The organism is Synechococcus sp. CBW1002 (assembly GCF_015840915.1).
Lineage (GTDB): Bacteria > Cyanobacteriota > Cyanobacteriia > PCC-6307 > Cyanobiaceae > CBW1002.
The window spans coordinates 610,525-631,419 of record NZ_CP060398.1 but is presented as its reverse complement, the minus strand read 5'-3'; the positions used below and the strand labels follow the sequence as shown (position 1 = coordinate 631,419).

The following is a 20,895-nucleotide window of genomic DNA, read 5'->3' as shown; positions in this document are numbered from 1 at the left end:
AACAGAGATCTCAGAGGGTCCAGGTGTCGAGGATGAAGGCCCCCTCCTTGCGGTGCATCAAGACAATGTCAAGCACATCAAGGGGGTTGATGGGGGTGATGCCTGGGATCAGCGCCCCTTCGCCGTGGCCGTACAGAGCCTGGAGGGCAAAGCGGCAGGCGTAGACTTTGCCACCCTGGCCCATGAACTTCTGGATCCGGGCATTGAAGTTGAGATGGCCATCAAAGGCCGCATCACCCAGCTTGGGGAATCCCCGTTGAACCCCCAGCGTGACTCCCGGGCCATACAGAAGAATCGAGGTTTCGAAGCCCTTGGTGATCAACCGGCTGGCCTGAAGAAGATTGACCAGGCCGATCGAACCTTCGAAGGCGACGGTGTGAAAGGTCACCAGGGCTTTTTCCCCGGGCTCCGCTTGGACATCAGGAAAGACTTTCTCTTCGTAATCAACGAGAAAATCGCCCGGCTGGTTGGCGGGACGGGTGACTTCGGGCATGGGGTGAGGTTGTCTGGTGGCGGAATCCAGGGCGAACCCTGCCACGTGTTTCGTTTTGTTTTATGTGGCCGATGCGACCGAATCCCTGGAGGTCGCAACCCGGCTGAGCCCGTCCAGAGGTTGCAATGGCTACCGGCCCCTGAGTCGCCAGCAGGGAAACTGGGATCTCCTCTTGATTGGCACCCTTGCAGCCCTCGGCTCCTCTGCCGCCCAGGCATCCCGTCGTGGTGGTCGGGGGCGGCCAGTCCGGCCTGTCGGCAGCAGCCTGCCTCCAGCGGCGTGGTATCCGGCCCCTGGTGCTGGAACAGCACCAGGTCGGCCACGCCTGGGAACGGCAGCGTTGGGATTCCTTCTGCCTGGTCACCCCGAACTGGCAGTGCCGGCTGCCGGACTTTCCCTACGACGGGAAGGATCCGGAAGGCTTCATGGTGCGTGACGACATCGTGGCCTACGTGCGCCGATTTGCCGCAGCCATTGCTGCAGATGTGCGTGAGGGAGTGAGTGTGCAGCGCCTCTGCTGGCGTGACGGCACCTACACGCTCACCACCAATGCCGGTGAGATCGAAGTGGAGCACGTGATTGTCGCCACCGGTGGCTACCACAAGCCAAAGCGCCATCCCCAGGCGGAGCGGCTGCCCAGCTCCGTCGTCCAGCTGGATGCCCGCGACTATCGCAATCCTGACCAACTGCCGGCCGGACCCGTGCTGGTGGTCGGCAGCGGCCAGTCTGGCTGTCAGATCGCTGAGGATCTGTTTCTTGCCGGCCGCCGAGTGCATCTGAGTGTGGGCTCAGCACCGCGCTCACCGCGCCGCTATCGCGGCAAGGACGTGGTCGACTGGCTGGATCGCATGGGCTATTACGCCATGCCGATTGATCAGCACCCCGAGCCCAGGCTGGTGCGCCACAAGACCAATCACTACCTCACTGGCCGAGACGGGGGACGGGACATTGACCTGCGACGTCATGCCCGCAATGGAATGGTGCTGCATGGTCGACTGCTCGGTTTCGCTGACGGACAGATCCACTTTTCCAGCGATCTGGCTGCGAATCTGGATCAGGCGGATGCGGTGTATTGCCGTATCCGTGACAGCATCGATGCCTACATTCAACGGGAAGGGATTGAGGCTCCTGAGGAAGCGCCCTACCAGCCCTGCTGGCACCCGCCAGCAGCAGGCGCAGACAGCGTGGCTCTCCACCAGGAGCCCCTCGCTGCGGTGATCTGGTGCACGGGATATGCGGCCGATTTTCGCTGGATCGATCTGCCGGTCTTCAATGGCGCTGGCTATCCGGCCCACGATCGCGGAGTGACTCACAGTCCGGGGTTGTATTTCATCGGCCTTCCCTGGCTGCAGACCTGGGGTTCGGCCCGCTTCAGCGGCGTTGCGGACGACGCCGAGCATCTCGCGGAGACCATTCGTCTGCGCATGCAGCTCACGGATGCCCTCCACGAGCGTCAGGAGTGCACGGCTCTGCTGGGGTCATAGTCCTGCAGTCAATCCTGGAAGCCTTGCATGGGCTCCAGTGGGGCTCCGGGAGCGCTGAAGGCGTGGACGCCATGCTCCACAGGTCCATCTGCATGGATGCTCTGGATTAGGCGGCAAGCTCCGGGCTCCTTGGTGCCGTTGCTTGCCTAGCAGTTGGTTGCCAATCGAGCAGCGGGCCCCTGGCCACTCTTGCCAAGGCCGTTGCCCTGCATCCCGTCGCTCCTGCCAGCGTCGAATGCCGGGATCGCCTGAAGCGCAACAATTTGAACAGGGTGTGTGTGGCATCGATCAGGTGCCATTCACCATCGACTTTCTGCAGACCCTGGCGCACCAGAGCAGGGATGGGTTCACCGGCGGTGCCGCTGCCAGGCAGCGGCGCCAGCTCACCGGTGGCTGAATCGTAGATAGGCTTGGCCTGGTCCTCAGGATTGACACCACTCGGCGGGATGCCCCCGTTGAATCTTGCCCGACTTCCGTGGAGATCATGTTGAAACGGTCGGACAAGCATGGTTCAAACCCCCACATCAACAGACAAGTTGGGCTTGGATGAAGCGGTTTCACAATCCCTGGCGGGGCAGGAGGCGGATTGCTACCAAGGTTCCAGGAATCTCTGTGACCAGGGTTGTCTGCCATGCAATGCGCTGCCAGCTTTTTGTACGAGCCCGTCGACACTCTTAAGGGCACCTCGAAAAATTGCCTCCACCAAGACGGAGCCCTCAAGCCTGGCCTGAAGTGGCAATGAGTCTCAATTGCCGGATCCCGAAGATCCCGAATTTTTCGAGGTGCCCTTAAGCAGATTGGTGAGGATATTTGGATTGTTGACGGCCCAGTCGTGCAGATGTTGCTGTACGGGCTGAGGGTTCCCTTTCCGACTCGAATGACCATTGTGCGCCTGGGCAATGGCGATCTGTGGTGCCATTCGCCAACGGCGTTCAGCCCTGCCCTTAAGGAACAGGTGGATTCTTTGGGGCCTGTTCGGCACTTGATATCTCCGAATAAGATCCACTATGTCCATATTGGTGCTTGGCTCAAGACTTATCCTGGAGCCATTGCCTGGGTCTCCCCAGGTGTGCGTGAGCGGGTGATCAAGCAGAAAATGGATGTGGCATTTTCTGCTGACTTGCGGGATGCTCCTCCTCCTGAGTGGGGTCAGGATCTGGATCAGATGATTTTTGCTGGCAATCTATATCTGGATGAAGTTGTGTTTTTCCATCGGAAAAGTTCCACTCTGATTCTGACTGACCTCATTGAAAACTTTGAGGTTTCCAGGCTCAACAAAGTGAGCTGGCAGTACGGTTTTCTGCTGCGGGTGGGGGGCTGTGTTGAGCCGGATGGGCAGGCTCCTTTGGATCTGCGATTGGCCTTCTGTCCTCGAAAACAGGATGCCCGGCGTTCCTTGAGGCGTTTGCTGGACTGGAATCCAGAACAGCTCGTCTTTGCCCACGGTCGTTGGTGTGATCGAAATGGAGCGGAGCAGTTGCGCCGCTCTTTTCGCTGGCTTCAATAAAATTGCCAAGGGGATGGAATGGCCCGGCGATTCGAGTGTTGAATCCCGCGTCGGTTTTTTGCATGGCATGCGTCTGCCAGATTGGTTGGTTCCGATTGGCGGCGACAGGGACAGGATTGGTGTCTGTGGCTGTGGGACTTGGTGAAGAGATATCGCATCTCGCCAGCCGGGGTGGGCGTGGGCCCATGGGCAAGAACAGCAGTTCAGTGCTGGGATCAAGCGCGATCCGAGAGTATTCGGAATCTTCTGTTTTTCGTTCGCATCTGCTCAGCTCGTTGCAGCATGGCCGCGATGCCCGGTTCAGCTCTGCTGCGCAAGAACCGCAACCGGAGTTGTTGCACTCCAGCACCGAGGTGAGGGACGCGCGTGCCGGCGATCCCTGAGCAGGCGAAGGTCTCTCCCCCAGGGCAAGAGGGCTAACTGGATGGACCTGCTGCTGCCGCCCTCAGCCGAGGACGGCCCGCTCACGCACCTGATCCAGGCTGCAGCGGTTCAGCAGCTCGCCGTTCTCGTACACGGTCTGCAGGCAGGAGTCGGGATGGATCCCGGGCAAGGGGCGCACAATCGTGCGGTAGGTGCCACCGGTGTGGATGAGATCGAGCACGCCGGCCTTGCTGGTCTTGGCCGGATCGGTGATCGGGCGCTTGTGCACCGGCAGGATCTGGCCCGAACGCTCCACCCAGGACGCCTTGTAGACAAAGCGCTGGGTGTCTCGGTTCAGCTGCTGCAGCAGGCCGCCGCCCATGCCGTAGGCCACGTTCTCGGCGCTGAAGCCCGCCGCCAGGACGGCCTCCAGCACCAGGGGCAGGGTCTGGGCGGTGATGCCGTCCCCCTGGATCACCCGCACGTGCTGGAGCACGCGGTAGCCCTTGCCGTTCATCCGGCTGCCGAAGCGGGCCTCCAGGCGCCGGAGCAGTTCCGGCACGATCCGCACCGGATCGCCGGAGTCTGGGCGGATCACCACCGTGGCACCCGCCTCGATCACCTGCGGCCGCAGCTGCTCTCCCCAGAGGTGATCCACCGCGTTCCAGAGGTCGTAGGAGTCGGACACCACCGCCAGGACGGCTCCCGGGCGGGCGAAGTGATCGAGCATGTTCCGGTAGGCCTGCGCTTCGTGCTTCTGCCCCCAGGCCAGGACCGTGGAGTGCTCGGCAGCGGGGATCGAGAAGCCGGCCATCGGGCAGTCGTAGTGGCGGCGGCCGGCCACCAGGGCGGCGCCGGTGTCACTGCCGCGGAAGGCGATCAGGTGCGCCAGACCGCCGATCGCGGCGCTCTGGAGGCTGGAGACCCCGCGCGAGCCGAAGTCGTGCAGGCGGAAGGCCAGCTCGACGGCGGGATCATCCGCCGAGCGCTCCAGCGCGGCCGCTAGAACCGTGCGCAGCTGCCAGCTGCGGGTGGCGACCGTGGTGGGGTACCAGATCCGCAGCAGCTGGGTCTCCACCCAGGTGACCAGCCAGGCCAGTTGGGGATCGGTGGATTCCACCGTCATCAGCACCTGGCCAGTGGGCACCCGGCTGCCATCGGGTACGGCGCGGATCAGCAGAGGCAGCCGGCCCCCGTGCACCTGCACCACACGCTCCCAGCCCGGACGATTGAAGGGGAGGCCGTGGCTCTGCCAGAACTCCTCTGCTTCCTCCACATCCGCCTGGGTGATCGGGGTGGTGAAGGACTGCAGCAGTAGCATCTGCAACCCGAAGAAGAGGGTGGCAGGGTTCTCGCCGCCGCGGCTCTCCAGGTAGGCCCCCATGGCAGTGAGATCGGGGGGGTACTGGAGCCAGTGGCTGGTCTTGTAGCTGTCGGTATCGAAGAGAAGGTTGGTTTCCATGGTGTGCTCTCCGCACGAGAGTAAGGAGGCGCCCCGGCCCGGTCCACCCAGGCCAGATGCAAGCAACCAAACAGGGTTGAACACGCTCTCCAGTGAAGCGGTAGCTGCTCAGATCCGGGAGATGAAGTGCTGGATGATCTGCACGTGGTCCTCGAAGAAGTTGTCTGCGTGGGCGTAGATGTCCGCCAGCGGTATCCAGAACGCCTTCTCGGCGTCATCGGCGCCGCGGACCGCGGGCAGGGCACCGGCCTTGAGCTGAATCAGAAAGGCATGGGTGAACCCCGCCCCCGTGCCGACCGACCCGGTGCATCGAACACCTGGCTGCCGGCGATCGAGCCCTCCAGCACGGATCTGGGCACCCTTCCCGGAGAAGGGTGACGGTCAAGGACGGAGGCTGCGCATCTGAAGATGGGTGTCACGCTGATGGGGTGACATGGACCCAGGAAACAGGTGCAGGGTTCACGTGAGCTCTCTCGCTGCTTCGCAAAGTTCAGAGCTCGCATCAGGGCTCGCAATCGAGTTCCTGGATCCAGGAGGCGATGGCGGCGTTCATCTGGTTGCGCTCTGAACTGGCGAGGAGTTTTTCGCGATAGGGTGAACTGCTCGCTTGCGCTGCAGGAGCTGAATTCTGGATTCGCCTCGCGAGATCGGCAATGATGCCTTTCCCATGATGAATAGAGCCCTCCGTTTCCGTTGCAGAGAGTTCCATCGCAAAGCCGTATGACACGGCGCCATGAGAGCAGTTCACGTCCAGCGGCAGGCGCGTACCGTCCTCAACGAGGAACCAGCTGTGTGGCTGCTTGGCAATCACTCTCATCATGCTGTTCTGCCGTTCGAGCCACTCCCTCTGACATGGCGTCTCGGCTGGATGAAGGGGATGGCTGGTTTGCTGCCCCGTCCTCTGCAGCGATCAGATCGATGAGGAGAATCCTCCGTCCACGGGGATGGCGGCACCCGTGATGTAGTTCGAAGCGGCACTGGCCAAGAACACGGCCACCCCCTCGAGGTCGTCTGGAGTGCCCCAGCGCCCTGCGGGGGTGCGGGCCAGCACTTGTTCGTGCAGGCCCGGGATCTGTGTACGCCCTGCACGCGTGAGATCGGTGTCGATCCACCCGGGCAGAACGGCATTGACCTGAATGTTGTCCGGAGCCCAGGCCACCGCCAGCGACTTGGTGAGCTGCAGGATACCCCCTTTGCTTGCTCCGTAGGCAGCCGAAAACGAAGCGCCAAAGATGGACAGCATTGAGCCGATGTTGATAATCTTGCCGCCTGAGCGTTTCATCAGCGGATAGGCAGCGCGAGCACACAGGAACGTGCTGGACAGGTTCGTGCAGATGACGTCGTTCCACTCGGCAAGAGAGAGATCCTGGGCGGGTGCGCGAATGGTGATGCCCGCATTGTTCACGAGGATGTCCAGGCGCCCATGGCGCCGCTCGATCTGCCTCACCAGCTCGGTGACTGCGTGCTCATCGGTGACATCGGTCTGGATCGCCATCGCCTCGAGGTCGATGGCGCTGAGTGTGCGAAGCGCTGATTCGGACTTCGCGGCATCTCGAGCGGCAATCACCACATGAGCCCCTGCCTTGGCCAGGCCGGTGGCTATCCCAAGCCCGATTCCTCCGTTGCCGCCCGTGATCACAGCGACTCGTGATGCGAGAGAGAACACCTGGGGATTCCTGCTGGTGGTGAAGCCTGCTTTATGAGCAGCTTAAAGACGTCCTATGGGTGGAAGGGGATTGAGGATCACGCAGTGAAACCGAGAAGTCATGCTTGCCTGTGCCCAGGTGGGGAGTGCGTGATGTCTCCTGTCCTGGCAGATCCTGATCAACTTCGTTTTGGCTTTCCGGGTTCTCCACCTGCGCGCCTTGCCCGCTGTTGTGATGCAGCAGCAGCAGTGCATGAATACCGGCATCGGCTGCGATTTTAACAGTGGCGCGATGGGCGGCTTCCATCAGTATCAGCACCTTGGTGGGTGAGCTGCGACGGTCCAACTCCCCTGACCACCCGTAGACCGGACCGTCCTGCAGGGCCACCATGGTGACCCCCAGCCGGCGCCCCTGGCTGGCTCCAGTCGCACTCCACTCCTGAAGATCGTTCAACAGCAGCACCCCGAAGGTGCGGCTGGGGTTGCAGACCAGTCCCCGGTGATGCGTGGGGTCGTGCAGGGCACGGAGGTCTGGGAAAGAGGAATCAAGCTGTGAATCGGAAGCTTTCCTCCAATGCTTATCGGCGTCATGCGCAAGATTTCATTGTATGGCTGGATGCTTCTTCTGGGCACCTCGAAAAATTCCAATTCCTCGGGGATGACCCGAGTGAGACTCATTTCCCAGCCTGAGTCATCCCGGCCTGGAAGTCCCGGAAAGGACGATTTTTCGAGGTGCCCTTCTGAAAGATCCGCTTCAGCCCTTTCGTTGGAAGGAGTGATCACAGATCCATTCCGTACCCTCGCCCCGGCCCGGGCCCTCCTTGAGGAGAGGCTCGGCCCCCCATCGGCAGGGATCGGCAGGGTCTCCTGGGCCCTGCTCCAACGCACGGTCGAAAGCGGTCAGTGGCCGCAGGGCAAAGCGGAAGGATCCGTCGGCGGGCCCAGCCGTGACACGCTCCGCCATGGCGAGGCCCTGGCGGCCACCCAACCGCGAATCATCCTGCACCTCGAGCGGATGGAGCAGCGCCTGGAGCGCCTGGAGCTGCTGCTGCTCCACCTTCTGGACCGTCAGGCCGGACCGCCGACCTTTCCGCCGACCTCGCCCTCTCCGCCGACCTGACCCCACAGACTGCATTTCCCTGGATGCCTCCCTTGCCGCCGCGACATACACGGCAGCTGCGCCCCATCGGCGCGATCCTGGGAACAATGACACCCCCCTCTGCGATGGGCTTTCCTTCCGATCAGCCGCTGAAATCCTCGTAGGGGCAGCCCCAGCGCCGCAGCGGCCGTTACCGCTACCACGGCGGCAAGCCCGCTGATCCCAACGAGGGCGTGCATCCCGAAATGGTCGACTCCGACCCGTCTGAGCCGCCGGCGACCGGCATTCCCGGCAGCCCCGATGAACTGATCGCCATGCAAGCCAGGTCCGAGCGTCCGGAGAAGCCCGACCGGGAGCTGAGTGCCAGGGTGCAGGAGGTGCTCGATCTGATCGAACAGCTCGATACCAGCGCCGCCGAAGACCAGCAGATCGCCCTGACGCTGGTCCGCCACCTGGAGGGTTTCCACGATGAAGTGGTGGAGGAGATGAAGGCCGACGAGCAGGCCAAGCACAGCCAGATCGTTGCCTGGTCAATCGATGCTGACCGGCTGATGCGCAGCCGCATCCTGCTCGAATCCGTCGACCTGGAATGAGCCGAGGGGCCAACCCGTCCTGATTCCCCCCAGAAGCCTTCGCGGCCCCTGAGGGGAGAGATCGGCATCCTCCTGGGCGCGATGAGTCAGCTCAGCAACACCGCCCCCTGGGTCAGATCTGCGACCATAATCCCGCTCAGGTTGATAGTTTGAGCATTGAAGCCCAGATCCACCAGAGTGCCGCCGGGCTGATCCATGAATCCCGGCAGGATGGATTCGTTCCGGAAGACGGTCAGATCCAGCACGTCTTCGCTGGGATTGAAGCCATCAATCGTGAGCGATTGTCCCCAGGCGTAGGGGATCATGATGCGCTCCGCCACGCCACTCTGTGCCATCAGATACGTATCCGTGCTGTTGACCAAGATGCCGGTTACCTGATCGACCTGCGAGCCGTTGCCTGGATCCGAAAGCCCATCGGTGATGTCGTCATCTGGAAGCAGTGGCTGGATGGCCCACGGAAGGAGCGGCTGGATGGGCTCGCCTGTGATCACGTCAGACTCTGGGTCTGTGTGCTCCTCGTCGGAGATCAGCTCAACTCTGCCCGTGCCTGCAAGGACCTGGCCTTTGGCATCGAGGAGCTGGACATCTCGGGCTATATCAAACTTGGAAAGATCAAAATCCTCAAGAATCGCAATGTTGGTGCCAGTTGTTGTGGAGATCCTGCCCAGTCCGTCCGTCTCGGAATAGGTGATCAGGAGATCAGAGCCTGAACTGACCCCGTCGTAGGCCTTCATGACGATCTGAATCTGATCAACGCCTCCTGTGAAGTCTTCAATGGTGTTGGTGCCGCCATTGAGCAGAAAGGTGTCGCTCCCACCGCTGCCGGCCAGGATGTCGTCGCCCATGCCACTGGCCAGGACATTGTCTCCATCGTCACCGCGGATGATGTCATCGCGGTCCGAACCCACGATGTTCTCGATCCCATAGAGGTAGTCCAGGTCTGCGCCTTCCGCCACCATCGGCTTGCCCAGCTCACGGATGCCGTTGTGCAGCAGCACCGCTCCATCCACCGTGGTGGCCGTGTCCACCGTGATGCCCTGGGTGGCGCTGTTGCTGGCATAGCCGTAGAAGGCCGTGTCGATGCCCTCCCCGCCATAGAGAAGATTGGAGCCGCCGCCGCCCATGAGGATGTCGTCCCCCGCGAGTCCGTAGAGCACGGCGCGGCTCATGTCGGGATGGTTGGCGCTGGGTGAGTGGTGACCCTCCAGGATGTCGTCGAGCGCTGTGCCGCTGAAGGAGGAGACGCCGTTGACCCCCTTGCTGACGGTGGTAGCCCCGTGGGCACCGAGGATGATCATCGAATCGCCGCCCAGCTGATCGAGGCCATCCAGGTTCACGCTCCGCTCGCCTTCCTGCATCTGCAGTTGCGATGAAGTGCCATCGGCGATCACGTAGCTGCGGCGCAGGGTGGAGAAGGCCAGGTCTGCCAGGTCGGTATTGGAGAGATGGCCGAGTCCGTTGCGCTGCGCGTGGGCGAGCATGGCATCCATGTCAAAGGTGACATCGGCGAGATAGGCGGGGGCGCCATTGATCTCCTGCATGACATAGAAGCCTCCGCTGTTGCTGGAGAACTGCTTGGCCACGATCTGGGGCTTGTCTTTGTCCGGATGCAGGTTGAGGATCAGGGAGTCTTCGTAGGGGTTGAAGTCCGTGATGATCTGCGCCTTGCTCCACTGCAGTGAGTAGGAGGGGGCAGTGCTGTCGTTGGAGTTCAGGTATTCGAGCAGTCCCTGTCCCAGATTCAGGGCTGAAGAGAGAGCAAAGTTCCCTGTGGCAAGTGCCACTACGCTTGCGCGTCCCAGCCCCTTTGCGGCGACGGAGTGGGAAAACGCGGTTTCCACGCCTTCATTGAATTGAAGCGCAGGTGCCACCAGTGGGCTCAGCACGAAGGTGTCGAAGCCGCTGCCGCCGCTCAGGCGGTTCTGGTCGCTCCCTGCCATCGTATCCACGATCAGCCAGTCATCTCCGGCGCCCCCCATCAGGGTGTCTGTGCCGGTGCCGCTCAGCAGGCGATCGTTGCCATCTCCGCCGTGGAGCAGGTCGTGATCGTTGCCTCCCTCCAGCAAGTCCTGGCCGTCGCCTCCCTCGAGCGTGTCGTTGTGGTTGCCGCCCAGCAGATGGTCGTTGCCGCTTCCTCCTCGGAGTAGGTCATAGCCGTTTTGGCCATAGATCGTGTCATTGCCTCCGCCACCATCGATGCGGTCATTGTGGTGGTAGAACTCCTCGCCACTTGATGTTTTCGCCGAGTTGTATCCCACGATGAGGTTGTCCTGGGAATTGCCGTAAATCTCGCTGGGAACGTAAAAGCCGGTGCCTCCTGACTGTTGTTGTGATCCCCAGTTGGGTTTGTCCAGGTTGGTCGAGCCTTCTGCCATGTGCGTCGCGCCGGTGGAATACACCCATGCATTCGTCCAGCGACCCATGCCTACATAGTGCCTGCTGTGGTGCAGCAGGGTTCCGCTGGGTGCTCCGCCCATGCTTTCTGTTGCCGTCGAGAAATGGAGGGTCTCTGTGGAGGGGGGTAAAGAAAGCGTTTCCCAGGTGCTGGTTGGGTCGGGGTCTGCATGCAACCCTTCTGCTTCTTCAACCAGTAGATCCCCGTAGGGACTCCTGAACAATCCAGATCCATTGCGCCGCAGCTGGTCTCAAGCATGAGAAACCGCTAAAGTGGCCGTGAATCAGGCAATCCGTGATTGCCTTTACTCCTGATCGTTCCATATGTACCGGAGGCACAATAACGGTCAGATCTCAATCAAGGAGTTCCACCTGCCATTTGGCGGCACACTTGATCCCGAGAATCGCTGGGTTCAACTGGAGGGGCTGATCCCATGGGATGAGCTGGAAGAAACCTATGCCCCTCAATTCAGCGCCACAATTGGCGCTCCAGCCAAATCAGTGAGAATGGCCTTTGGTGCTCTCTACATCAAACAGAAGTTAGGGCTCACCGACGAAGAGACAGTCCATCAGATCAGAGAGAACGCCTATATTCAGTTCTTTCTCGGCTTTGCGGGCTACACAGCTAAGGCACCGTTTGATGCCTCGATGATGGTGCACTTTCGCAAGCGTTTTTCTGACGAGGATCTGCGCCGTATCAACGAGCTGGTGGTGCAGCGCGGCAAAGAGATCCTTCTGGAAGCACTTGCTCAGGCAGCAGACGATGACGACCATGATGATCGTGATTCCAGTGGAGGAGGCGCTCAGCTAGAACTTGATGCGTTGATCAAGCCTGCTGACTGGCCAGAAGGAAAGAATTGGGGCACTCTCACGATTGATGCCAGTTGCACTCCAGCCGACATCACCTATCCCAGAGACCTCAAGCTCCTCAACGAGGCTCGCACAACGACCGAGCGAGTCATTGATGATCTGTGCAGTCAGTCATCGGGATTCAGGAGACATCGACCTCGCTACGACCGTGGCCTTGCTCGTGCTCATTTCCTGAGAGTGGCGAAGCAAAAACGACCACGTCGCCGCAAAGTGAAGGCTGCCATTAAACATCAGCTTGGCTATGTGCGGCAGAATCTCAAGGCCATTGATGCTCTGATCGGCTGCGGGGCAAGGCTTTCCGAGCTTAAGAGGCATTGGTGGCAGAAGTTGTTGGCCTGCAGCGAGTTGGAGCGGCAACAGGGCCTTCTGCTCGCCTCTCAGACCAACAGCATTCCAGACCGCCTGGTGAATCTTGTGCAGACCCATATCCGCCCAATGGTGCGAGGCAAAGCACGTGCTGCGGTGGAGTTTGGAGCCAAAATCAGTGTTTCGGTTCAAAACGGCTTTCCGTTCTTGCACCGCATAAGCTGGAACCCCTACAACGAAGGAGAAGACCTTATCGCTCAGGCGGAAAAATACAAGCTGGATACAGGATCTTACCCAGAGCGAATCTGCGCCGACCGGATTTATATCACGGCCAAGAATAGGCATTTCTGCACGAGGAACGGTATTCGCCTCTCCGGCAAGCGATTGGGTCGCCCGCCCAAGGATCCTGATGTCACCACTGCACACAAGCACCAGCTCCGATCTGATCAAGCTCGACGCAATGAAGTGGAAGGCGTCTTTGGCTCTGGAAAGCGCAAGTATTCCCTGGATCTGATCATGGCTCGTCTACCAGCTGGTGCCGAATCCTCCATCTCGATGGCCTTTGTCGTGATGTGCGCGGAAAAGGTCTTGAGGCTGCTGCGCCTCTTTTTTGTCCTTCTTTTTGGGTGGATCTACAGCTTTTTTATGGCCTGGTCAGCGATCAGAGCGCCTGAGGGCATCTGCAAGCCATGCTTTTGAGATCTGGCCGACTTGATGTCACCGCGCTTGCCAGCCTGATTAACGCGAAGCAAACGGACGAATCCGGCGCCGATGGGCCGAGAATCTTTTTCAGGAGTCCCCCCGTATCCGTTCAGGGGCCGTGACGCAGCCGCGCAGCATTCACCGCCCTTGATCGCTGATCACCAAGCGACCACAGACACCACGATCGATGACGGCCGGCTCAGGGATTCGGCAACAGCGATGGCATCTCACCGCCGCGATGATGGGCGATCAAGGCCTGCTCCAGGAACTGCCAGATATCACGGCCCTGTTGCCGCAGGCTGGTGGTGACCGTGAGCAACCTGCTGCGGCAGATTGCACCCTGGCGGGATTGGACGCCATGGCTGATCTTGCGCTGAATCACCGAATGGCGCAGGGCACGCTCGGCTGCGTTGTTGGTGGGCTCGATCCCTTCAATCTCCAGGAAGGTCCAGAGGCCATCGCTCACTTGCAGCAACTGATGGCAGGTACGCACCGTCTTGGCCCACGGCGTTCGCTCGCCGCGCTGGCAGCCCAGCTCCACAACCCGCTGCAGCGTGCCCACAAACGCCTGGCGGATCGGCCGACAGCCCTGCTGCAACGTGGACCAGTCGATCGTTCCGTCTTTGTAGCGGTGCCACTGGGCAAACAGCTGCTGCTGCAGGCCCAGCAGCTCCGCTCCAATCTCACCGCTGGCGCCCTGACGGTCAGCGATGGCGGTGAGATCGCGGATCACGTGCGCCCAGCACAGCTGGCGCTGCTCCAGCGGGAGATGGTTGTAGGCGGAGAAGCGATCGCTCACCACAATTCCGCCAAAGGCATTCCCGAGCAGGTCGATCGCGGCGGCAGCCGAGCGGCTCAGGCTCTGCAAGAACACTGTCACCCCCATGGCGGTCACCATGACCCACTCCCAGCCGCGCCGGCCATCGGGGTTGCCCCCATCGGCATTACCGGTGGGGGCACCGGTTTCATCGACATAGACCACCGACTGCTGACGGGCAAACGCAAGGGCCTCCTGCATGGGCTGCTCCAGTGCTGCACTCAAGCGCTGGCGGATAGTGGCCATCGCTCCCCGGCTGATCTGTACCCCCAGCAGCTGATCCAGCAGCGCCTGGGTCTTGCTGAAACTCAACGGGAAGGCACTACCCAGCAGACCCACCAGAGCACTGAGCCGGGGACCGTAATGGCTTACTTCCACCTCCGCCGGTAACGAGGCACAGGTGCTGGTGGAACAGCAGGGGCAGACCAGGCGGTGCAGCCGGTGCTCGATCACCAGAGGCGTGATCGGTGGAATCTCGATCACCTGGTGCCTCAAGGGCTCGGGATCCTGACCCTGTAGCAACGTGCCGCAGCGGCGGCAGGCCTGGGGGTGGTGCTCGACCACCTCATCCACCCGCTCGATCGGCAGCAGCTCCGGCCCAGATCCGGGATGGCCCGGCTGGCCGCCGCGCTTGCGGCCACTGCCCTTGCGTCGTTCGGGCGGCCTAAACCCCTGGCCATCACTGGAGGGAGGCTTGGAAGAATTGCGGGAGCTGCGGCCGATCCGCTCGCGCAGATGGGCCAGTTCGGTCGCCAGGGCGGTGAGCTGGACGCGGAGCTGCACCATCTCCTCCTGTTGAGCCAGAATGAACTCCCTGGCACCAGCTGGCCACGACAACCAGTCCACCTCGGAAATGCCAGCAGGAGGGGCGCCCATCTCAAGCAGTCTCTGCCTGAGATGCAAACGGGAATCAGGACGCCGTCAAGGGTTCAGCAGAGACGATGTTCGCCGCGTGCTGTCCCGACCCCTGAATGCTTACAGATCCCCTTCGGAATCCAGGGATTCGTAGGCGCTGATCTCAGGAGTCACAGCCGTGATCGGTTCGCTCGAGATGGGAAGTTCTGGATGGAGGGTGAGAGGGTTCATGGCGGATCTGATTTCTCTTGATCCCAGAGTGCAATCAGCGCCGTTCGATTCCATCCTGCACATGCAGGATGGCTCTGCAGGATCCTTCAACTGCAGGGGTGCTGTGCAGCATCCCTGGTCCGTTGGCTGATCCTGTGTTCAGGTGTTCGTCCAGTGCAGATAGCCCTGCCGCACGCCCGCCAGTACGGCCGCGGTGCGGTTATCCACCCGGAGCTTGCGCAGGATGTTCTGGACGTGGTCGCGGGCCGTCACCTCGGCGATGGACAACCGACCGGCGATCTCCCGGTTCGAGCAGCCTTCTGCTACGAGCTGCAGGATCTCCATCTCGCGTTCCGAGAGCTCGTCGCTGGCCCGCTCGCGTGTTTCCAGGGCGAGCCGGCACTCCGGATCGAGGTAGCGCTGGCCGGTTTCCAGTGCTTCCAGGGCCTCCAGCAACGCGCCTTGCCCGATGTTGTGCTGCACCAGCAGCGCATCCACACCGGCATCGATCGCGGTTTTCACAGTGGTGCGATGGGCGGCATCCATCAGCATCAGCACCTTGGTGGGTGAGCTGCGACGGTGCAACTCTCCTGACCACCCGTAGACCGGGCCATCCTGCAGGGCCACTGTGGTGACCACCAGCAGGCGCCCCTGGACCCGCTCGATCAGCGAGCGCCCCTCATTGCTGGTGTGGGCGATGCCTACCAGCCGCTGGCTGACTCCAGTGGCACGCCACTCCTGAAGATGGCTCAACAGCAGCACCCCGAAGGTGCGGTTGGGGTTGCAGACCAGCACCTGGTAGTGGCTGAGGAGTTCCATCACCAGCCGGGTCCGCTCCACCAGTCCCAGGTGATGCGTGGCGTCGTGAAGGGCCCGCAGGCCTGGGAAGGAGGAATCGAGCGGTGAATCGGAAGCTGTCATCCCATACTCAGCCGCGTCCTGCACAAGACATCATTTTATGGCTGGATGCTTCGTCTGAAAGATCCTCTTCAGCTGTCTCCGCCTTGGTGCGCAACCATGTGGGTCGATGGTCAGGGCTCCGCTTGCTCACCCCCACCCCCTATCTGGAGCTTGAGGCGGTCGAGGTCTGGCTGGGACCTCGCCGCGTCTTCGACGACCTCTCCCTGCAGCTGCACCTGGGCGAACACACGGTGATCCTGGGGCCCAACGGCTCCGGCAAGAGTTCCCTGATCAAGCTGCTCAGCCGCGAGCTCTACCCCGTGGTCAGGCCAGGCTCCCGGCTGCGGATCTTCGGCAGCGAGACGGTGAACCTCTGGCAGCTGCGCGGCCGGATCGGCCTGGTGTCTCAGGATCTGCAGGCGGGTTATGTCGGCCGCGTGCCCGCTGCTGATGTGGTGCTCTCCGGCTTCTTCGGCTCGGTGGGGATCGGCCGCAGTCAGCAGCCCACCCTCCCCCAGCGCCAGCGGGTGGCCGAGCTGATGGAGCAGCTGGGGCTGGCCGATCTGGTGGAACGGCCCTATGCCCAGCTGTCCGATGGCCAGCGGCGCCGGTTGCTGCTGGCCCGGGCCCTGGTGCACAACCCCGAGGTGCTGGTGCTCGATGAACCCACCAACGGCCTCGACCTCCAGGCGAAGCACCAGCTCCTGGCGATCCTGCGGCAGCTGGCCCAGTCCGGCACCACCCTGCTGCTGGTCACCCATCAGATCGAGGCGATCCTTCCCGAGATCAGCCGAGCCGTGCTGCTGAACCAGGGGCGGGTGGTGAACGATGGCCCCGCCGCCGCTCTGCTGCAGGACGCTCCTCTCAGCGCCCTGTTCGACACCCCCTTGAAGGTGTGCACCGCCAACGGCTACCGCCAGGTGGTGCCGGCCTGAAGGCCCTGATCGCGTTCGTTGGCATCACGATCAGCCTGATCGCGATCAGACGTCATCCCGATCGATGCGCCGGTAGCCGAACCAGTCGGGCACCAGGGGCTGATGGCGCCCCTGCGGATCGGGGATCAGGTGCACGTGCAACGCTCCCACCTGCGCCAGGGGGAGGCAGTCGTCCGCCTCCGGCAGCACCTGGAGCAGGGAGAGATCGTCTTTGTGCTGCTCGGTGGCTCCCACCAGCCAGCGGCCCTTGGCCCTGGCCTTGGCGGCCCGGGGTGAGCGGGCCACCACCAGTCCGAACTGGTGCAACTCCGCCAGCTGCCGAGGGTCGTAGGCACCGAGGTTCACGAAGTAGAGCCGTTCGGCGCTGGCCTGCTGGGGCTCTGGCTGCAGCATCACCTGGAAGCCATCCACGCGATGCACGGCCACATAGCTGTCGATGTGCAGCCCGCGCCGCTGCCCGAACCACTGGGCGCGCAGGGCTGGGATGGTGGCCTCGATGCAGTCCCCCGCCACAAAGCGCACATCGTGCAGCTCCACGTGGCAGCGGGCCGTCCGGCCGCCGAGCACCACCAGGAACAGGAGGGGAGTCGCTGGCGCGTCGGTCACGGTTAACAGATCTTTACATTAGTCTGGGGGACCGTCGGTGCGCCCGTGGACGTCCTGTTCCCCATCCTCTATCTGATTGTCTTTGCGGTGCTGCTCGGCGGCTCCTTCGCCCTGATGAGCCAGGGATTCCGCCGCCCCAGTCCCCCAGCGGCGCCCCGTCATCCCGAAGCTCCCAAGCCTGGTGAGCCGGTGCTCTACGTGGATCTTCAACGCGAGCGGCTGGAAGCGCTCTATCAAGAGGCTTCCTGATCAAAGCGCGCGATCTGCTGCCCTGCTGATCCTCTGGAGCCGGATGAACGCCAGGCCAGCTGCCGGCAGGGCAGGCTGGATGCCCGGGTGATGATCCGGCATCCGGTCGACGCACCATCCCCCCGATGGATCTTGAGGGCACCTTGCAGGCCATCGACGACCCCTTCTGGATCCGTCCGATCGAAGTGGTTGTCGTGCATCCCGGCTCCTTCTCGGAGGGATGTGCGGCCCTGGTGCTGGTGCGCGAGCAGAAAACCATCCTCGTGGACCTCTCCCAGCTGGACGAGGATGTGGCCCAGCGGGTGGTCGACTTCCTCGCCGGCGGTGTCTTCGCCCTCGATGGCTCCTCCGAACGGGCCGGCGATCAGGTGTTCCTGTTCGCTCCTGAAAGCGTTTCGATCCAGCGCGACTGATTGCACGGCATTCAGCGCCATGTCCAGCGCGACATCCAGCACGACGCAACACCCCCCATGCCCTCCATCCAGCTCGACACCCTCGATGGCTGTGGCCTGGCGATCGGCGGGTATCCGCGCTTCCGCTACGACGCCCGCGGTGGTGGAGCGCTTGGCCACCTTTCCTCCCCTGGGGCTGAGGGTCTGCACGACGTGCAGTTCGATCCAGCCGGCGTGGTGATCCCTGAGCTGTGCAGCCGAAACACCCGTCAGCTAGGCCTTCCTCTGCCGCCGTTTCTGCACATCGCCATCGTGCCCACCGCCCTGGCCGGTCAGCTGGATCCGGCCAGCGGCCAGCTCAGCCTGCAGTTCCAGGCCCGCTTCCGCTTCCGCATCGGCAGCCTCTACGCCGCTCCGGATCTGCTGGTGGACACCAGGCTCAGCACCGGGGCGGTGGCCAGCCGGCGGCATCGCCTCGCGGGCCGGCCGCTGGATGCCGCCGGGGAGGGGGTGCTGGTGGGAGTCGCCACCGTGCCCCCCTGCGGCGATCCGTGGCTGGATCGCTTTCTCGGCCTGCCGGATGAGGCGCTGGCGCTGCTGCGCTGCCGGCTGCAGAGCGTCTGAGGCCGGCAGCGCGGCGAGTGCGGGGGAGAATGCCTGTCTGCGTCCTCCTGTCCCGCGCCGCCCGATGACTGCCAGCCCCGCCTCGAATCCCGCCTACGGCGAGCTCACCAGCCGGGGGGCTTCCACCAACATCGTGTGGCACCACTCCACGGTGACCCGGGCCGCCCGGGCCCACCAGCGCGGCCACCGCAGCGCCATTCTCTGGTTCACCGGGCTGAGTGGTGCCGGCAAGAGCACCCTGGCCAACGCCGTCAACTCGGCTCTGTTCGAGCAGGGCCTGGCCTGCTACGTACTCGATGGCGACAACATCCGCCACGGGCTCTGCAAGGACCTGGGCTTCTCGGATGCCGATCGGGAGGAGAACATCCGCCGCATCGGTGAAGTGGCCAAGCTCTTCCTGGATGCCGGCGTGGTGGTGCTCACCGCCTTCGTTTCGCCATTCCGGGCGGATCGTGACAAGGCCCGCTCGCTGGTGGAGGCCGGCGATTTCATCGAGATCCACTGTGCCGCCGACCTGAGCATCTGCGAAGACCGCGACACCAAGGGCCTTTATGCCAAGGCCCGAGCGGGTGAGATCAAGGAATTCACCGGCATTTCCAGCCCCTACGAGGAACCGGAGAACCCCGAACTGCGGGTCGATACCGGCAGTCAGAGTCTGGACGACTGCGTCGCCCAGGTGATCAGCCACCTCGAGGCGCAGGGCATCATCCCGGCGGTCAACTGAGTGGCTCGCCCGGTGCCTCCCCTGCCCGCAAGCGTTCACCCCAGGCATCGAGGAAGGTCTTGACGCAGCTGGCCAGGGGCACCGCCAGGAGCAGGCCCAGCAGCTCCCCGAAGCCCATCAGGCTGCCCACCCGGGCCCCGATCGGCAGACTCACCAGCAGCCAGGCCGGCTGCAGCCCCACGATGCTGCCCATCAGCCGCGGCTGGATCACCTGATCCACCACCTGGCCGACGCTGATCGCGGCCGCCAGCACCTCCAGAGCGGTGCGGGGGTCTTCCAGCGCCAGCAGCACGCTCACCACCACGATCGTGAGGGCACTGGCGTAGGGGATCAAGGTGGTGAAGCCGATCGCCACGGCGAACAGCACGCCGTAGGGAATACCCAGCAGGGTGAACACCACGATCTGGGCGCCGCTGAGGATCAGGGCGAGCACCACCTGGCCGGCGAAGTAGCCGCGGAAGGTGCGTCCCAGGGTGGTGAGCACCAGGGAGCGCACCCCCGCCGGTAACCAGATCCCGAGCCCCGCCACAATGGCGTCGCCGCCCAGCAGCAGGAAGGCGGCCAGCACCAGCACGATCAGCGTGTTGATCGTGATCCCCAGCGTGGTGCCCAGCAGGGCCAGCAGCTGCTGGCTCACCTGGCTGGCAATCCGGCTGGTGCGGCTGATCAGATCACTGCTGAGATTGCCGAAGTCGCTGGGGAGGCCCCGCTGCACGGCCCAGTCCTGCAGGTTCTGCAGCAGCAGTTCCCCCTCCGCCAGCCAGGAGGGCAGCGCATTGATCAGATCGCCGAGCTGCTGCACCAGCCGCGGCACCAGCCACAGCACCGCCAGGGCCACCAGCCCCAGGGCGCCCCCCAGCACCAGGGCCAGGGCCAGCAGCCGCGGCATGCCGCGATCCTTCAGCCAGCGGGCCGGCAGATCCAGCAGAAAGGCGATCAGGGCTGCCCCCAGGAACAGGGCCGGAAACGGCGCCAGGGGCAGCAGCAGCTGCCGTAGCACCCAGAGGTTGAGAACCAGCAGCGGCAGGGCGAGGCCGAACCGCAGCCAGGGGGGCAGCACCAGGCGCTCAAGCATGGGGCATCTGCTCCAGATACGTGCTGCTGCCGAGCTCCTGCAGGCGGGTGTCCTTGGCCACCACCTGATCGTGCAGGTCGCTGCGGTAGGCCTCCAGCTGGGCACTCAGCTCCGCATCGGCGGTGGCCAGGATCTGCAGGGCCAGCAGGGCGGCGTTGGTGCCATTGCCGATCGCCACCGTGGCCACCGGGATGCCGGCGGGCATCTGCACGATCGAATGGAGGGAATCCACGCCCCCCAGGGCCCGGGTCTGCACCGGCACGCCGATCACCGGCAAGGTGGTGAGCGAGGCCACCATGCCGGGCAGGTGGGCGGCGCCGCCGGCGCCGGCGATGATCACCTTCAGGCCGCGGCCTGCCGCTTCGCGGGCGAACTGCACCATCTCCAGGGGCGTGCGATGGGCCGAGAGCACCCGCACCTCCGCTTTCACCCCGAACCGCTCCAGCATCGCCACCCCGGGCTGCAGGGTCGGCAGGTCTGAATCGCTGCCCATGATCACCGCCACCCGCACGGGCTGGGCCTGGGGCGCCACCGCGTCGGCAGCGGATCCGGCAGCGGCAGCGGAAGGGGAGGACACCAAAGGGCAACGC

At 63.1% G+C, this 20,895-nt stretch carries 23 protein-coding genes and 1 pseudogene; 12 read left to right on the top strand and 12 right to left on the bottom strand.

Annotated elements, in window-relative coordinates; translation table 11 throughout:
- Window positions 1-10 precede the first annotated feature (10 nt).
- Window positions 11-493: an MSMEG_0572/Sll0783 family nitrogen starvation response protein gene (locus tag H8F24_RS03010; RefSeq protein ID WP_197158502.1), complete on the bottom strand. Its 483-nt coding sequence runs from the start codon at window positions 491-493 to the stop codon at window positions 11-13.
- Between the two features lie 176 nt (window positions 494-669).
- Between H8F24_RS03010 and H8F24_RS03005 the strand changes: the two genes are divergently transcribed.
- The 4 genes from H8F24_RS03005 (at window position 670) to H8F24_RS02990 (ending at window position 3,867) form a co-directional block, all read left to right on the top strand.
- Window positions 670-1,977, top strand: coding sequence for an MSMEG_0569 family flavin-dependent oxidoreductase (locus H8F24_RS03005; RefSeq protein ID WP_370594790.1), 1,308 nt, complete (start codon window positions 670-672; stop codon window positions 1,975-1,977).
- A 235-nt stretch (window positions 1,978-2,212) separates the two neighbouring features.
- Window positions 2,213-2,374, top strand: coding sequence for a hypothetical protein (locus H8F24_RS03000; RefSeq protein ID WP_197170901.1), 162 nt, complete (start codon window positions 2,213-2,215; stop codon window positions 2,372-2,374).
- 480 nt (window positions 2,375-2,854) lie between these two features.
- Window positions 2,855-3,484, top strand: coding sequence for a DUF4336 domain-containing protein (locus tag H8F24_RS02995; RefSeq protein ID WP_231598059.1), 630 nt, complete (start codon window positions 2,855-2,857; stop codon window positions 3,482-3,484).
- Window positions 3,485-3,669: 185 nt separating this feature from the next.
- The gene (locus H8F24_RS02990) at window positions 3,670-3,867 is read left to right on the top strand and encodes a hypothetical protein (protein WP_197170899.1); all 198 of its coding nucleotides are present in this window, start codon (window positions 3,670-3,672) and stop codon (window positions 3,865-3,867) included.
- A gap of 62 nt (window positions 3,868-3,929) precedes the next feature.
- Here the strand turns inward: H8F24_RS02990 and H8F24_RS02985 are convergent, their stop codons facing one another.
- The 5 genes and pseudogenes from H8F24_RS02985 to H8F24_RS02965 form a co-directional block, all read right to left on the bottom strand.
- Complete coding sequence (locus H8F24_RS02985; protein ID WP_197170897.1) at window positions 3,930-5,309, bottom strand: nicotinate phosphoribosyltransferase; 1,380 nt, start codon at window positions 5,307-5,309, stop codon at window positions 3,930-3,932.
- A 108-nt stretch (window positions 5,310-5,417) separates the two neighbouring features.
- Window positions 5,418-5,671, bottom strand: a pseudogene (locus H8F24_RS19080) (ADP-ribose pyrophosphatase); the annotation flags it as partial.
- Between the two features lie 140 nt (window positions 5,672-5,811).
- Window positions 5,812-6,120, bottom strand: a complete 309-nt coding sequence (locus H8F24_RS02975; RefSeq protein ID WP_197170893.1) for a hypothetical protein — start codon at window positions 6,118-6,120, stop codon at window positions 5,812-5,814.
- Between the two features lie 99 nt (window positions 6,121-6,219).
- Window positions 6,220-6,948 carry an SDR family NAD(P)-dependent oxidoreductase gene (locus H8F24_RS02970; protein WP_231598216.1) on the bottom strand — a complete coding sequence of 243 codons (729 nt, stop codon included), beginning with the start codon at window positions 6,946-6,948 and terminating at the stop codon, window positions 6,220-6,222.
- A gap of 58 nt (window positions 6,949-7,006) precedes the next feature.
- Window positions 7,007-7,345 carry a hypothetical protein gene (locus tag H8F24_RS02965; RefSeq protein WP_197170889.1) on the bottom strand — a complete coding sequence of 113 codons (339 nt, stop codon included), beginning with the start codon at window positions 7,343-7,345 and terminating at the stop codon, window positions 7,007-7,009.
- A 384-nt stretch (window positions 7,346-7,729) separates the two neighbouring features.
- Here H8F24_RS02965 and H8F24_RS02960 point away from each other — a divergent pair, with 384 nt between their 5' ends.
- Together H8F24_RS02960 and H8F24_RS02955 are read left to right on the top strand one after the other, a co-directional pair.
- Window positions 7,730-8,074 carry a hypothetical protein gene (locus tag H8F24_RS02960; RefSeq protein WP_197170887.1) on the top strand — a complete coding sequence of 115 codons (345 nt, stop codon included), beginning with the start codon at window positions 7,730-7,732 and terminating at the stop codon, window positions 8,072-8,074.
- A 224-nt stretch (window positions 8,075-8,298) separates the two neighbouring features.
- Window positions 8,299-8,646: a hypothetical protein gene (locus tag H8F24_RS02955; RefSeq protein ID WP_197170885.1), complete on the top strand. Its 348-nt coding sequence runs from the start codon at window positions 8,299-8,301 to the stop codon at window positions 8,644-8,646.
- Between the two features lie 86 nt (window positions 8,647-8,732).
- On the opposite strand, the gene H8F24_RS20005 is transcribed toward H8F24_RS02955, so the two are convergent.
- Window positions 8,733-11,123 (bottom strand): calcium-binding protein, encoded by a 2,391-nt coding sequence (locus H8F24_RS20005; RefSeq protein WP_197170884.1) that lies wholly within the window; start codon window positions 11,121-11,123, stop codon window positions 8,733-8,735.
- A gap of 241 nt (window positions 11,124-11,364) precedes the next feature.
- Here H8F24_RS20005 and H8F24_RS02945 point away from each other — a divergent pair, with 241 nt between their 5' ends.
- Window positions 11,365-12,915, top strand: a complete 1,551-nt coding sequence (locus tag H8F24_RS02945) for an IS5 family transposase (RefSeq protein ID WP_197155761.1) — start codon at window positions 11,365-11,367, stop codon at window positions 12,913-12,915.
- 202 nt (window positions 12,916-13,117) lie between these two features.
- Here H8F24_RS02945 and H8F24_RS02940 read toward each other — a convergent pair whose 3' ends face one another.
- Both H8F24_RS02940 and H8F24_RS02935 read right to left on the bottom strand, forming a co-directional pair.
- A complete protein-coding gene (locus H8F24_RS02940; RefSeq protein ID WP_197154297.1) occupies window positions 13,118-14,611 on the bottom strand; it encodes an IS66 family transposase in 1,494 nt (497 codons plus the stop codon).
- A gap of 348 nt (window positions 14,612-14,959) precedes the next feature.
- The gene (locus H8F24_RS02935) at window positions 14,960-15,721 is read right to left on the bottom strand and encodes a response regulator transcription factor (protein WP_197158520.1); all 762 of its coding nucleotides are present in this window, start codon (window positions 15,719-15,721) and stop codon (window positions 14,960-14,962) included.
- 122 nt (window positions 15,722-15,843) lie between these two features.
- On the opposite strand from H8F24_RS02935, the gene H8F24_RS02930 reads away from it, so the two are divergent.
- A complete protein-coding gene (locus H8F24_RS02930) occupies window positions 15,844-16,635 on the top strand; it encodes an ABC transporter ATP-binding protein (RefSeq protein WP_197170882.1) in 792 nt (263 codons plus the stop codon).
- A 45-nt stretch (window positions 16,636-16,680) separates the two neighbouring features.
- On the opposite strand, the gene H8F24_RS02925 is transcribed toward H8F24_RS02930, so the two are convergent.
- Window positions 16,681-17,241, bottom strand: a complete 561-nt coding sequence (locus H8F24_RS02925; RefSeq protein WP_197170880.1) for a DUF1543 domain-containing protein — start codon at window positions 17,239-17,241, stop codon at window positions 16,681-16,683.
- A gap of 45 nt (window positions 17,242-17,286) precedes the next feature.
- Between H8F24_RS02925 and H8F24_RS02920 the strand changes: the two genes are divergently transcribed.
- From H8F24_RS02920 to cysC, 4 genes are all read left to right on the top strand, one after another.
- Window positions 17,287-17,490: a hypothetical protein gene (locus H8F24_RS02920; RefSeq protein ID WP_231598058.1), complete on the top strand. Its 204-nt coding sequence runs from the start codon at window positions 17,287-17,289 to the stop codon at window positions 17,488-17,490.
- Window positions 17,491-17,615: 125 nt separating this feature from the next.
- Window positions 17,616-17,903 (top strand): cell division protein SepF, encoded by a 288-nt coding sequence (locus tag H8F24_RS02915; protein ID WP_197158523.1) that lies wholly within the window; start codon window positions 17,616-17,618, stop codon window positions 17,901-17,903.
- Complete coding sequence (locus H8F24_RS02910) at window positions 17,904-18,506, top strand: hypothetical protein (RefSeq protein WP_231598057.1); 603 nt, start codon at window positions 17,904-17,906, stop codon at window positions 18,504-18,506. It begins immediately after the preceding gene.
- Between the two features lie 64 nt (window positions 18,507-18,570).
- A complete protein-coding gene (gene cysC, locus H8F24_RS02905; protein ID WP_197170878.1) occupies window positions 18,571-19,230 on the top strand; it encodes an adenylyl-sulfate kinase in 660 nt (219 codons plus the stop codon).
- Here cysC and H8F24_RS02900 read toward each other — a convergent pair.
- A complete protein-coding gene (locus tag H8F24_RS02900; RefSeq protein ID WP_197170876.1) occupies window positions 19,223-20,305 on the bottom strand; it encodes an AI-2E family transporter in 1,083 nt (360 codons plus the stop codon). The two genes, cysC and H8F24_RS02900, sit on opposite strands and share 8 nt — an antisense overlap.
- Window positions 20,298-20,798 (bottom strand): 5-(carboxyamino)imidazole ribonucleotide mutase, encoded by a 501-nt coding sequence (gene purE / locus H8F24_RS02895; RefSeq protein ID WP_197171962.1) that lies wholly within the window; start codon window positions 20,796-20,798, stop codon window positions 20,298-20,300. The genes H8F24_RS02900 and purE overlap by 8 nt, the downstream gene beginning before the upstream one ends.
- Window positions 20,799-20,895: the final 97 nt, after the last annotated feature.

Bases quoted from the DNA above. Each gene is read 5' to 3' on its own strand.
- H8F24_RS03010 (WP_197158502.1), bottom strand. From the start codon at position 493: ATGCCCGAAGTCACCCGTCCCGCCAACCAGCCGGGCGATTTTCTCGTT.
- H8F24_RS03000 (WP_197170901.1), top strand. From the start codon at position 2,213: ATGCCGGGATCGCCTGAAGCGCAACAATTTGAACAGGGTGTGTGTGGC.
- H8F24_RS02995 (WP_231598059.1), top strand. From the start codon at position 2,855: ATGACCATTGTGCGCCTGGGCAATGGCGATCTGTGGTGCCATTCGCCA.
- H8F24_RS02990 (WP_197170899.1), top strand. From the start codon at position 3,670: ATGGGCAAGAACAGCAGTTCAGTGCTGGGATCAAGCGCGATCCGAGAG.
- H8F24_RS02985 (WP_197170897.1), bottom strand. From the start codon at position 5,309: ATGGAAACCAACCTTCTCTTCGATACCGACAGCTACAAGACCAGCCAC.
- H8F24_RS02965 (WP_197170889.1), bottom strand. From the start codon at position 7,345: ATGGTGGCCCTGCAGGACGGTCCGGTCTACGGGTGGTCAGGGGAGTTG.
- H8F24_RS02955 (WP_197170885.1), top strand. From the start codon at position 8,299: ATGGTCGACTCCGACCCGTCTGAGCCGCCGGCGACCGGCATTCCCGGC.
- H8F24_RS20005 (WP_197170884.1), bottom strand. From the start codon at position 11,123: ATGGGCGGAGCACCCAGCGGAACCCTGCTGCACCACAGCAGGCACTAT.
- H8F24_RS02945 (WP_197155761.1), top strand. From the start codon at position 11,365: ATGTACCGGAGGCACAATAACGGTCAGATCTCAATCAAGGAGTTCCAC.
- H8F24_RS02940 (WP_197154297.1), bottom strand. From the start codon at position 14,611: ATGGGCGCCCCTCCTGCTGGCATTTCCGAGGTGGACTGGTTGTCGTGG.
- H8F24_RS02935 (WP_197158520.1), bottom strand. From the start codon at position 15,721: ATGACAGCTTCCGATTCACCGCTCGATTCCTCCTTCCCAGGCCTGCGG.
- H8F24_RS02915 (WP_197158523.1), top strand. From the start codon at position 17,616: ATGGATCTTGAGGGCACCTTGCAGGCCATCGACGACCCCTTCTGGATC.
- cysC (WP_197170878.1), top strand. From the start codon at position 18,571: ATGACTGCCAGCCCCGCCTCGAATCCCGCCTACGGCGAGCTCACCAGC.
- H8F24_RS02900 (WP_197170876.1), bottom strand. From the start codon at position 20,305: ATGCTTGAGCGCCTGGTGCTGCCCCCCTGGCTGCGGTTCGGCCTCGCC.
- purE (WP_197171962.1), bottom strand. From the start codon at position 20,798: ATGGGCAGCGATTCAGACCTGCCGACCCTGCAGCCCGGGGTGGCGATG.